The sequence below is a fragment of the Streptomyces sp. NPDC031265 genome (assembly GCF_055570295.1).
Genome location: NZ_JBVIHM010000011.1, coordinates 150,372 through 162,778, shown reverse-complemented (window position 1 = coordinate 162,778; position 12,407 = coordinate 150,372). Strand labels below are relative to the sequence as shown.

The following is a 12,407-nucleotide window of genomic DNA, read 5'->3' as shown; positions in this document are numbered from 1 at the left end:
CCCGGCCTCCCCGCTGCTCGGCGCACCGGCGGCCAACGGATGCCCGGCCTCGGCTCCCGGCGGGGCTCCACTGCTGGTGGGAGGGGGGTCGGTAGGGCGGTCGCCGCCCTCCGGGAAGATCCACACACCCCCCTTGGTTGGTAGAACCGTGAACGACTTCGGGGCACAGGACGTGGATGTGGTGGTCATCGGCGCCGGACAGGCAGGTCTGTCCGGCGCCTACCATCTGCGCCGGGCGGGGTTCGACCCGGACCGCGACTTCGTGGTCCTCGACCACGCGCCCCGGCCGGGCGGCGCCTGGCAGTTCCGCTGGCCCTCGCTGACGTACGGCAAGGTGCACGGCATGCACGCGCTGCCCGGCATGGAGCTGACCGGCGCGGACCCGGCCCGGCCCTCCTCGGAGGTGATCGGCGAGTACTTCTCCGACTACGAGGACGCCTTCGGTCTGCGGGTGCACCGGCCGGTCGAGGTGAGCGCGGTACGGGAGGGCGAGGGCGGGCGGCTGCGCGTCGAGACGTCCGAGGGCGTGTACGCCACGCGCGCGCTGATCAACGCCACCGGCACCTGGGACCGGCCGTTCTGGCCCCGCTACCCGGGCCAGGAGACGTTCCGGGGGCGACAACTGCACACCGCCAACTACCCGGGACCCGAGGAGTTCGCGGGTCAGCGTGTGGTCGTGGTCGGCGGTGGCGCCTCCGGCACCCAGCACCTGATGGAGATCGCCGACTACGCGGCCGCCACCACCTGGGTGACCCGGCGCCCGCCCGTCTTCCGGGAGGGCCCGTTCACCGAGGAGTGGGGGCGGGCGGCGGTCGCGATGGTCGAGGAGCGCGTACGCCAGGGGCTGGCGCCGACGAGTGTGGTGTCGGTGACCGGTCTGCCGGTGAACGACGCGATCCGCGCGGCGCGCGAGAACGGTGTGCTGGACCGGCTGGCGATGTTCGACCGGATCACGCCGAGTGGGGTGGCGTGGGACGACGGGCGGGTCGTGGACGCGGACGTCATCCTCTGGGCTACCGGGTTTCGGCCCGTGATCGACCATTTGGCGCCGTTGAGGTTGCGGGCGTCCGGGGGTGGCATACAGATCGACGGCACCCGGGCCGTCAGGGACGAGCGGGTGCATCTGGTCGGCTATGGACCCTCCGCGTCCACGATCGGGGCGAATCGCGCTGGGCGCGCCGCTGTTCGGGAGATCAAGGCGCTGCTGAGTGCGCCGCCACTGGAAGTGGCGTGATGCGTCTGCGGGCCGTCTTGGGCTGGTCGCGCCCACGCGGCGGAGCCGCACAATGTCACAGCCCCGCGCCCCCGAACAGCAGGGACGCGGCTGGGCCAGGGCCTGTCGTCACATTCCCGTCGTCGCCCGAAGGGCGGCCCTGCGGCGTCTGGTGCGTGCTCTGGAGGTCCCCCCTGCTCGAAGAGCTCGGGGGAGTGCCGGGCGGAAGTCCTCGCACTGGACGTACTTGGGCTCTCGCCCGGTGCGGCGAGTGAGGGTCCCCCTGCTCGAAGAGCTCGGGGGAGCTCGCCAGGCCTCGCGGGGCAGGTGGGAATCCGACGACAGGCCCTAGCCCCCCGAGTTGCTCCGGAGCTTGTTGAACTCCCTCACGTTCCGCTGCTGTTCCGCATAGTCCGCCGTGAAGCGCGTGTCCCCGGGGGCCACCGTGACGAAGTAGAGCCAGTCCCCCGGCGGCGGGGCGATCGCCGCGTTCAGCGCCTGCTGCCCCGGGTTGCCGATCGGTGTCGGCGGCAGACCGCCGCGCGCATAGGTGTTGTACGGGCTGTCGGTGCGGATGTCTGCGTGGGTGGTGGTCAGGGTGGAGCGGTTGAGCGCGTAGTTGAGCGTCGAGTCCATCTGCAGCGGCATGCCCTTGGCCAGCCGGTTGAGGACGACCCGGGAGACCTTGCCCATGTCGGCCGCCGTGTCGGCCTCGGCCTGCACGATGCTGGCGACGACCACGGTCTGATAGACCGTCATTCCCTGCCGCTGGGCTCCCGCGCCGATGTGGTCCTTGCCGAACCGCTTGTTGGCGGTGTCGACCATATAGGCGAGCAGCCCGCCCGGTGTGGTCTTCCTGGTCACCGGATAGGTGGCCGGGAAGAGATAGCCCTCGGGGTTGCCACGGGCGTCGGCCGGGAGGGCGAGCCCCGCCTCGGACGCCGCCCGGCGAGTGGTGCCCGCCTCGACCCCGAGGCTCTTGTCGACCGCCGCGTACACCTGCCCGGCCCGCCAGCCCTCCGGGACGACCAGGGACTTCACCTTGCCGCCGGTCTCCCGCAGCACCAGCACGAGCACCGCGGCCCCCACCACGAGCAGCAGGCCGAGCGCGCCGAGGAGCAGCCGACCGCGCCGGGTGAACCGGGTCCGGGGTCCGGACCTGGGCGTGGACTCCGTCATACGGGCACGCTATCCCGGCGGCCCCCGTCAGGAGGCGACCGGCGCCAGCCGTGCGTCGCGGCGCACCAGCGCGGCGTACTTGCCTTCCTGGTCGAGCAGTTGCTCGTGCGTCCCGCGCTCGGCCGTCCGGCCGCCGTCCAGTACGACGATCTGGTCGGCGTCGCGGACGGTGGAGAGCCGGTGCGCGATGGTGATCGTGGTGCGGCCCGCCGAGAGCGCGTCGATGGCCTGCTGCACGGCGTGTTCCGTACGGGTGTCCAGCGCGCTGGTCGCCTCGTCGAGGATGAGGACGGGCGGGTCGCGCAGGATCGTCCGGGCGATGGCGAGCCGCTGCTTCTCGCCGCCGGAGAAGCGGTAGCCGCGCTCGCCGACCACCGTGTCGTAGCCATCGGGCAGGGAGGCGATGTGGTCGTGGATCTGGGCCGTGCGGGCGGCCGCCTCCAACTCCTCGTCGGTGGCGTCGGGCTTGGCGAAGCGCAGGTTGTCGGCGACGGAGGCGTGGAAGAGGTAGGTCTCCTGGGAGACCACGCCGACCGCGCGCGCGAGGGTGTCGAAGTCCAGGTCGCGGACGTCGACGCCGTCGAGCGTGACCCGCCCGCCCGTCACGTCGTACAGCCGGGGCACCAGGTAGCTGAGCGTGGACTTGCCGGAGCCGGTGGGGCCGACGACTGCGAGGCTGCCGCCGGCCGGGACGGCCAGGTCGACCCCGCTGAGCGTCGGGCCGCTCTTCTCGTCGTAACTGAAGTCGACCGACTCGAAGCGGATCTCGCCGCGGACCTTCTCCAGACGGACCGGGTGCTCGGTTTCGGTGATGTCGACCGGGAGGTCGAGGTATTCGAAGATGCGCTGGAAGAGGGCGAGCGAGGTCTGCATCTGCACCCCGGTGGAGAGCAGGCTCACGGCGGGCCGGAAGAGGCCCTGCTGGAGCGAGACGAACGCGACGAGCGTGCCGATGGAGACCGCGGGGCCGCCGGACTGCAGGGCGAGGCCCGCGGCCCAGTAGATGACGGCGGGCATGGCGGCCATGACGATGCCTATGGTCGACATCCGCCACCGCCCGGCCATGCTGGAGCGCACTTCGAGGTCGACCAGGCGCTCGGACTCGGCCGCGAAGGACTTGGTGAGCGAGTCGGCGCGGCCCATGGTGCGGCCGAGCAGGATGCCGCTGACCGACAGCGACTCGGTGATCTCGGCGGCCATCGCGGCCATCTGCTTCTGGCGCTGGGTCGTGATCTTCTTGCGCTCGCGCCCGACCTTGCGGCTGATCCAGACGAAGACCGGCAGCAGGAGCAGCGAGACGACGGTCAGCCGCCAGTCGAGGGCCAGCATGGCGACGACGGTGGCCATGACGGCCGTGAGGTTGGAGACGAGCGAGGTGGCGGTGGAGGTGACGGTCGCCTGCATGCCGCCGATGTCGTTGGCGATGCGGGACTGGACCTCGCCGGTCCGGGTCCGGGTGAAGAAGGCGAGCGGCATCCGCTGGAGCTGTGCGTAGACACCGGTGCGCAGGTCGTGCATGACGCGCTGACCGACGGTCGTCGAGATCAGCGTCTGCAGGACACCGAAGACGCCGGTGACGACGGCGGTCGCGAGCATGCCCAGGGCGAGCAGGCTGAGCAGCCCGGTGCGACCCTGCGGGATGGCGACGTCCAGGATCTCGCGCAGCAGGAACGGCGAGGCGACCGAGACGAGTGAGGACGCGGCGACCAGCAGGCCGACGACGGCCAGCCGGCCGCGGTAGGGGCGGAAGAGCCGCAGGATGCGCCGCGTCTGGGCGGGCGGCTCTTCGCGGTCACGGGGCGGGGGCGTCCAGGAGGATTCCTCGGGGTGCATGGGCTCCTTCGAAGGGGTGAGACGGCAGGACGGCGCCACTCACGGCCACTGCGACTCTCACTGCGACTCGCAGTCACCGCGGCGACGCCACTGGCAGGACTCTGACTTTGTGGAGCATAGCTCACTGTTACCTATGCTCACAATGCACTAGGTCCTGATATTGTTCCCGTATGAGCACCACCGACGCCGACGGCGTGCTGGCCGAGCAGTTGCTCCGGCTCACCCGCCGACTCCACCGCATCCACAAGCAGCACCTGGAGCCGGTCGGCATCACCCCCGCCCAGTCCCGGCTGCTGCGGACGGTCGCGCACTACGAGAGCCCGCCCCGCATGGCCGATCTCGCCGCCCGTCTGGAGGTGGTCCCGCGCGCCGTGACCACCCTGGTCGACGCGCTGGAGGAGAGTGGCAACGTGCGCCGGGTCCCCGATCCGACCAACCGCCGCGTGGTGCGCATCGAGCTCACCGACACCGGCCGGGCGACGCTGCGTTCGTTGCGCGGCGCGCGCCGGGGCGCGGCGGAGGAGATCCTGGCGCCCCTGACCACCGGCCAGCGCGAGGTGCTCGGCGGTCTGCTGTCCGCTCTGGTCGACGGAGTGCCGGAGCGCCGCTGCTGAGGGGATCCGCCGCATGCCGCTCCTGGAGCCGAAGCCGCAAGCCCTGCGCCCCTCCGGGCGGCGCACCGAGTCCCCCGACCGGGTCCCGGACCGGCTCGCGGGCGGCACCCCGGAGCCGCTGCGCGGCGAGCTGACCGCCCTGCTCGGCGCCGACAAGGTGCTGTGGAAGGTCTCCGACCTGGTGCGGTACGCCTCGGACGCCAGCCCGTACCGCTTCGTCCCCCAGGTCGTGGTGGTCGCCGAGGACATCGACGACGTCTCGGCCGTCCTGTCGTACGCGCGCGGAAAGCGCCGCGAGGTCGTCTTCCGGGCGGCCGGGACCAGCCTCAACGGCCAGGCACAGGGCGAGGACATCCTGGTGGACGTGCGCCGCCACTGGGCCGGTGTCGAGGTCCTGGACGGCGGCGCCCGCGCCCGGGTCCGGCCCGGCACGACGGTCGCGCGGGCCAACGCGGCGCTCGCCCGGCACGGCCGCGTGCTCGGCCCCGACCCGGCCAGCGCGCTCGCCTGCACGATCGGCGGGGCCGTCGCCAACAACGCCTCCGGGATGACGGCGGGCACGACCCGGAACTCGTACCGCACGGTCGCCTCGCTCACCTTCGTCCTGCCGAGCGGCACCGTGGTCGACACCGGCGACCCGCGCGCCGACGAGGACCTGGCGCACGCCGAACCCCGCCTGTGCGCGGGCCTGCTGGCGCTGAAGGCGGAGATCGAGGCGGACCCGGAGCTCACCACCCGGATCCGCGCCAAGTACGCGATCAAGAACACCAACGGCTACCGGCTCGACGCGTTCCTCGACGGCTCGACGCCGGTGGAGATCCTGCGCGGGCTGATGGTCGGCTCCGAGGGCACCTTCGGCTTCATCTCCGAGGTCGTCTTCGACACGTTGCCGCTGGAGCGCCACCTCAGCACGGCACTGCTCTTCTTCCCCGCGCTCCCGGCCGCCGCCGCCGCGGTGCCGCTGTTCAACAAGGCCGGGGCGCTCGCCGTGGAGCTGATCGACGGCAACACCCTGCGCGCCTCGGTGAGCGTGGCGGGCGTCCCCGCCGACTGGGCCGCGCTGCCCAAGGAGACGGCCGCGCTGCTCGTGGAGTTCCGCGCGCCGGACGAGGCGGGCCGCGAGGCGTACGAGCGTGCCGCGGCCCAGGTGCTCGCCGGGCTCGACCTGGTCGCCCCGGTCGCCTCGGTGACCAACGTGTTCACCCGGGACGCCGGGGCGATCGCCGGGTACTGGAAGGCCCGCAAGGCGTTCGTCACGGCGGTCGGCGGTTCCCGCCCGGCCGGTACGACCCTGATCACCGAGGACTTCGCGGTGCCGCCGGCCCGGCTCGCCGAGGCCTGCGAGGCGCTGCTCGCGCTCCAGAAGACCCATGGCTTCGACGCGGCCGTCGCAGGCCACGCGGCCCACGGCAACCTCCACTTCCTGCTGGCGTTCGACGCGGCCGACCCGTCCGACGTCGAGCGGTACGCGGCGTTCATGGACGACTTCTGCCGCCTCACCGTGGAGCGCTTCGACGGCTCGCTGAAGGCCGAGCACGCCACCGGCCGCAACATCGCGCCGTTCCTGGAGCTGGAGTGGGGGCCGAGGGCCACCGAGCTGATGTGGCGGACCAAGCAGGTCATCGACCCCGACGGGGTGCTCGCGCCGAGGATCGTCCTCGACCGCGACCCGCACGCCCATCTGCGCGGCCTCAAGACGATCCCGAAGGTGGAGCGGGTCGCGGACCCGTGCATCGAGTGCGGCTTCTGCGAGCCGACCTGCCCCAGCCGCGACCTGACGACCACACCCCGGCAACGGATCGTGCTGCGGCGGGAGATGATGCGCCAGAGCGACGGCTCGGCCGTCCAGGACGCGCTGCTCGACGCGTACGGATACGACGCCGTGGACACCTGCGCGGGCGACTCGACCTGTGCGCTCGACTGCCCGGTGGGCATCGACACCGGCGCCCTGATGAAGGGCTTCCGCCATCTGCGGCACAGCCCGCGCGAGGAGCGGGGCGCCGCCCTCACCGCCCGTCACTTCAAGGCCGTCGAGGCCTCGGCGCGCCTCGCGGTGGCCGCCGCCCGCACCATCGGGGACCGCCTCGGCGACCGCGCCCTCGCGCGCGTGACGGGCCTCGCCCGCAAGGCCGTACGCCCCGATCTGGTGCCCGAGTGGCTGCCCCAGATCCCGGGCGCCGCCGCCCGGGCCCTGCCCCGTACGCGACGGGTCGGCGCGAGCGCCGTGTACTACCCGGCGTGCGTCAACCGCATCTTCGGGGAGCCCCAGGGCCACCGCGGCCCGTCGCTTCCGCAGGCCGTGGTGGCTCTCGCCACGCGCGCGGGGAGGCCGGTGTGGATCCCCGAGGACGTGGCGGGCACCTGCTGCGCCACCATCTGGCACTCCAAGGGGTACGAGCTGGGCAACGCCGTGATGGCCAACCGGATCGTCGAGGCCGCATGGGGCTGGACGGCCGGCGGCACGCTCCCGCTGGTCGTCGACGCCTCCTCCTGCGCCCTGGGCATCGCGCACGAGGTGGTGCCGTATCTCACCGCGGACAACCGGGAGTTGCACGCCGCGCTGACCGTGGTGGACTCGGTGGTGTGGGCCGCCGAGGAGCTGCTGCCGCGGCTGACCGTGGTGCGCAGGGCGCGCTCGGCTGTGCTCCATCCGACGTGCTCCATGCGGCATTTGGGCGACGAGGCGCAGCTGCGGGCCGTCGCCGGAGGCTGTGCGGAGGAGGTCGTGGTGCCGGACGACGCGGGGTGCTGCGCCTTCGCGGGCGACCGGGGAATGCTCCACCAGGAGCTCGCCGGGGCGGCGACCGCGCGGGAGGCCGCCGAGGTGACGGACCGTCACTTCGATGTCCATCTCTCCGCGAACCGGATGTGCGAGATCGGCATGGAGCGGGCGACCGGCCGCGCCTATGTCTCCGTCCTGCTGGAGCTGGAGCGCGCGACCCGGCCCGGCCCGGAGTATCTGCGGCGCACCTGACCCGGCGCCCTTGCCGCGCGCAGGGCAGCAGGACTGACGAGCCGTCAACGGCCCGTCCGTGCCCCTTCCCCGCGCCTCCCACGACCCGGGCGTATCCGGACGTACCGTGACGTGGTGCAGCGGTGTACCTTCCCGGGGCGGCCCCCAGCGTCGACAGGCCCCCTTGCGCGGCAGCAGCCCCAACAACCATGGTCCTTACCGAGGTTCGTGTAACGCCGCGCAGAAATCAGTTCTCTCTCTTCCCAGGAGACTCGATGAACGACGCAGCTCCGCAGAACCACGACATCAGCCGACGTTCCGTCCTGTGGACGGCGGGGGCCGCGGGCGCCGGGATCGGCGTCGGCGGCCTGGGCACGGGCAGCGCCTCCGCCGCAGAGCAGACCGGGCAGACCGCGCAGACCCCGGCCGGGGCCCAGGCGGCGCCCGCGCCCAAGCGCCAGGGCCGGACCATGATCGGGGTGCCGTTCCAGCGGCGCTCCACGGTCCGGGTGGGCCTGATCGGCCTGGGCAACCGCGGCGGAAGCATGATCGACCTGTATCTCGCCGTCCCCGGGGTACGGGTCGTGGCGCTCTGCGACCCGGTGAAGGCCAAGACGGAGAGCGCCGCCGCCAAAGTGACCGCGGCGGGCCAGCCCGCGCCCGCCGTCTACCTCAACGGCGACCACGACTACGAACAGCTCCTCAAGCGCGACGACATCGACTTCGTACACATCGCCACGCCCTGGGACACCCACTTCGACATCACCAAGGCGGCCCTGCTCAACGGGGTGCACGCGGGCGTGGAGTGCCCGGCCTCGATGCGCCTGGACCAGCTGTGGGAGCTGGTCGACCTCTCCGAGCGCACCAGACGCCACTGCATGCAGCTGGAGAACTGCTGTTACGGCAGGAACGAGATGCGGGTACTGCGCATGGCGCACGCGGGCAAGTTCGGCGAGCTGCTGCACGGCGCGGGCGCGTACATCCACGATCTGCGCGGCCTGATGTTCGACCCGAAGTACTACGAGGGGCCCTGGCGTCGCCTGTGGCACACCAGGCTGCGCGGCGACCTCTACCCCACCCACGGCTTCGGCCCGGTCGCCAACTACATGGACGTCAACCGCGGCGACAGAGTGGTGTCCATCGTCAGCGTCGGCACGCCCGCGCTCGGCCTGGCCGAGTACCGCGCGGCCCATATGCCCGCGGGCGACCCCAGCTTCAAGGAGTCGTACATCGAGAGCGACCGGACGATCAGCCTGGTGCAGACGGCCAAGGGCCGCGTGATCCGCCTCGAACACGATGTGTCGACTCCGCACCCCTACAGCCGGATCAACAGCCTCGGCGGCACCAGGGGCCTATTCGAGGACTACCCCGAGCGGATCTACATCGAGCCGGACCAGCACGACGACAACTGGGGCGACTTCTCGAAGTACACCGACTGGGACCACTGGCTCTGGAAGGAGCACGCCAACCCGCCCGGCGGGCACGGAGGCATGGACTACATGCTGGTGTTCCGGCTGATGCAGTGCATGCGCCTCGGCCTCGTCCCGGACTTCGACGTGTACGACGCGGCCACCTGGTCGGCGCCGGTGCCGCTGAGCCACCTCTCGCTCAAGGCGAAGGGCGCGCCCCAGCAGATCCCCGACTTCACCCGCGGCGAGTGGCACAGGTCCCGCCCCGGAACGGACTCCGAGAAGCCGTCGGAGGCCTGAGACCACGGGGCCCGTGCCTGGCGGCGAGCACGGGCCCCGCACCGCCCCGTCAGCAGCGCCGCAGGTCCTCGATGAGGTCGCCCTGGGCGGTCTTGAGGCTGCGCTCGTAGCAGCCGTCGGAGCCGGTCAGACGGTAGCGCTCGGCGGAGGTGCCGGTCGCGTGCCGCTGGTCGCGCGGGACGTTCAGGGTCCAGGAGGCGTCGCCCCGGTAGGTGTCGTCCAGGTGCGACCACGAGGTGGCCCGGCCGCCGCGCAGGGTGGCGGTGTCCGCGCGGTCCCCGAGGGTGATCACGGTCCGCAGCCGGTCGTCCGCGCCGATGGTGGTGGCGCCGTCCATCGTGTACGTACGGTGCACGCGCGCGGTGACGGCCGGGCCGCGCCCGTCCCTGGTGACCGCGCTGTCGTCGGTCCAACTCCCCTTCAGGGAGTCGGCGTTCTCGCCCTCGGTCCAGCGGTGGACCGTGTCGGCGGCGACGCTGCGGGCGACCGTGGTGGTGACCCGGCCGTGCGAGGTGTTCAGATGGCCCGCCGTGGTCAGCCGGTGGCCCGCCTTGGCGTCCAGGCGCATCTCGGCTCCGGGCGTGTAGGCCGTGGAGCCGGTGGGCGCGCTCTCCTCGTGGCGGGTGAGCGCCCCGGTGACGACCTCGCTGCCCCGATCCTGCCAGACCAGTACGTTGACCGGCGCCGACCAGCCGGACTGTCCCTCGGGGACCCCGGCGACGGACACCTCCACGCGGTGCGCGCGGCCGTCGTTGAGCAGCGCCGCGTACGGCGTCAGGTCGTACTCGATGGGCCGTACGTCGAAGGCGTGGGGCGCCGGGACGACGTACCAGAGGAAGGGGTTGGACCAGCCGCCGGTCCATACGTTCGGGAACGGCGAGGCGATTCCGGCGAGTTGGTCGTCGACCTTGATCCGCACCTCGCGGTTGGGCCCCGCGGCCGCCTTGCAGGAGTAGGGCGCGGGGTCCGGCACCGCGAGGTACCAGAACTCCTCGCAGCCGCCGCCCGAGCCGGTCGCGTACACCTCGGCGACGATGCGCTCGGAGTTGCGCGGCGTCGTCAGCGCGGTGCCGTCGAGCGGCAGCACCTTGTCCGGCGCGGCGGCGGGCTTCACGCGGCCCTCGGCCGCGTAGAACGTCAGCGTGACCTTGACGTCGATGACGCCGGTGTACGTCTCGTCGACAACATTGCCGATCAGCATCTCGACGGGCTGCTCGGAGCGGAAGGTGTCGCTGTAGCGGGTGACGTCCTTCTCGACGTTCCAGGCGATGCCGTCCGGCGAGGGCTCGGGGGTGGAGGTCCGCAGCACCTCGACGCCGCCGACGTGGAGATAGCCGAGGCGGTCGTACTGCCTTCCCTTGACGTTGCCGTCGAGCCGCAGCACCACCTTGCTCCACCGGTCGCCGCACCCCGTGGGCGGCGCGTAACTCCCCTTGTACGGCGTGAAGTCGCGGAACTGCGCCCGCGCCAGGGTGACTTGGCAGCTGCGGGTGTGCGGGACGGCGACCGGCGGCGCGGCGGTGACCGGGTCGTGCCAGTCGGTGCCGAACTCGGCGGGGGGCTCGGCCGGCTGTGCGGCCGCCGCGGCCGGGCCCGCGCCGAGCAGCGCTCCGGCGGCGAGCACCACCCCGCCGATCATGGACATGATCCTCTGTGGTCTCATGCGTCAGGAGTGAAGCGTGAGTGGGCGCCGCGCACCAGGGGCGGGCCGCCGGTCTTGGCGTGTTCCGGCCGCCCGGGCGGAAAAATCGATTGCCCCGGGGCCTCTCGGAAGGCCAACCTTGCACGGTTTGAACCACTCTTTCCGATCCTTGGGACGTCATGCAGATTCGCGATCTTCCTTATACGGATCCAGGCGAACCAGACGTCCGCTCGGGTCCCCGGTTCCTGCTGTGGCTGGGCCGCAACCAACTCGGCGGGCAGCTCAAATCGACGGCCTGGGGGCTGCTGCACCAGTGCGGCATCGCCGGGCTGCCGCTCGGCGTGGGCGTCGCCGTCCAGGCCGTGATCGACCGCTCGGGGACGCGGCTCGCGCTCGCGGGCGGCCTCATCGCGCTGATGGGCGCGGCCATCGCCGTCGGCGACACCATGCTGCACCGCACCGCGGTCACCAACTGGATCACGGCCGCGGCCCGCGTGCAGCAACTGCTCGCGCGCAAGACCGCCGAGCTCGGCTCGGTGCTCACGCGCCGGGTCGCGGCGGGCGAGGTCGTCGCGGTCTCCACCGGCGACGTCGAGAAGATCGGCTGGTTCGTGGAGGCGCTGTCGCGGTTCGCTGCGGCGGCCATCGCACTGGTGATCATCTGTGTCGGTCTGGTGCTGTACCAGCCGGCGCTCGGCGTCGTGGTCGCCGCCGGCGTGCCCGTGATGGCCCTGGCCGTCCTGCCGCTGCTGCCGCCCGCCACCCGGCGGGCCGACACCCAGCGCGAGAAGGCGGGCCGGGCGACCGAGCTGGCCTCGGACACCGTGGCCGGGCTGCGGGTGCTGCGCGGCATCGGCGGCGAGGAGCTCTTCCTCGGCCGCTACCGCGAGGCCTCCCAGGAGGTCCGCAGGGCCGCCGTGCGCAGCGCCCGCATGTGGTCGCTGATCTCGGCGGTCCAGGTGCTGCTCCCGGGCGTCCTGCTGATCACGGTGGTCTGGTACGGGGCGGCGCTGGCCCGCGACGGCCGGATCCAGGTCGGCGAACTGGTCACCGTCTACAGCGCGGTGACGCTGATGCTGTTCCCGCTGCGCCACTTCGAGGAGATCGCCATGGCGTACTCCTTCTCGCGGCCCTCGGCCAAGCGCGCGGCCCGCGTGCTGGCGCTGCAGAGGGCCACGGACCCGGGGGGGGGGGAGGGGGGGGGGGTGTCTCTGGGGGGGGTGGAGCGGGGGGGGTTCGGCCGGCCCGTGACGAGAGGGCCTTC

At 72.4% G+C, this 12,407-nt stretch carries 8 protein-coding genes; 5 read left to right on the top strand and 3 right to left on the bottom strand.

What is annotated here, in order from left to right; genetic code table 11:
* The first annotated feature begins 148 nt into the window (after window positions 1–148).
* Window positions 149–1,234, top strand: coding sequence for an NAD(P)-binding domain-containing protein (locus ACZ499_RS19110; protein ID WP_468676471.1), 1,086 nt, complete (start codon window positions 149–151; stop codon window positions 1,232–1,234).
* Window positions 1,235–1,561: 327 nt separating this feature from the next.
* On the opposite strand, the gene mltG is transcribed toward ACZ499_RS19110, so the two are convergent.
* Both mltG and ACZ499_RS19100 read right to left on the bottom strand, forming a co-directional pair.
* Complete coding sequence (gene mltG / locus ACZ499_RS19105; protein ID WP_468676356.1) at window positions 1,562–2,392, bottom strand: endolytic transglycosylase MltG; 831 nt, start codon at window positions 2,390–2,392, stop codon at window positions 1,562–1,564.
* Window positions 2,393–2,419: 27 nt separating this feature from the next.
* Window positions 2,420–4,225, bottom strand: a complete 1,806-nt coding sequence (locus tag ACZ499_RS19100) for an ABC transporter ATP-binding protein (RefSeq protein ID WP_468676353.1) — start codon at window positions 4,223–4,225, stop codon at window positions 2,420–2,422.
* A gap of 170 nt (window positions 4,226–4,395) precedes the next feature.
* On the opposite strand from ACZ499_RS19100, the gene ACZ499_RS19095 reads away from it, so the two are divergent.
* From ACZ499_RS19095 to ACZ499_RS19085, 3 genes are all read left to right on the top strand, one after another.
* Window positions 4,396–4,839 (top strand): MarR family winged helix-turn-helix transcriptional regulator, encoded by a 444-nt coding sequence (locus ACZ499_RS19095; protein WP_385540140.1) that lies wholly within the window; start codon window positions 4,396–4,398, stop codon window positions 4,837–4,839.
* Between the two features lie 13 nt (window positions 4,840–4,852).
* Entirely contained in the window at window positions 4,853–7,813 is a 2,961-nt protein-coding gene (locus ACZ499_RS19090; RefSeq protein WP_468676351.1) for an FAD-binding and (Fe-S)-binding domain-containing protein, read from the top strand.
* A 254-nt stretch (window positions 7,814–8,067) separates the two neighbouring features.
* The gene (locus ACZ499_RS19085) at window positions 8,068–9,501 is read left to right on the top strand and encodes a Gfo/Idh/MocA family protein (protein WP_468676349.1); all 1,434 of its coding nucleotides are present in this window, start codon (window positions 8,068–8,070) and stop codon (window positions 9,499–9,501) included.
* A gap of 49 nt (window positions 9,502–9,550) precedes the next feature.
* Here the strand turns inward: ACZ499_RS19085 and ACZ499_RS19080 are convergent, their stop codons facing one another.
* Window positions 9,551–11,164, bottom strand: a complete 1,614-nt coding sequence (locus ACZ499_RS19080; protein WP_468676347.1) for a peptide-N4-asparagine amidase — start codon at window positions 11,162–11,164, stop codon at window positions 9,551–9,553.
* A 158-nt stretch (window positions 11,165–11,322) separates the two neighbouring features.
* Here ACZ499_RS19080 and ACZ499_RS19075 point away from each other — a divergent pair.
* Window positions 11,323–12,407, top strand: a 1,085-nt coding sequence (locus ACZ499_RS19075) for an ABC transporter transmembrane domain-containing protein (RefSeq protein WP_468676346.1), incomplete at its 3' end; no start/stop codon positions are given.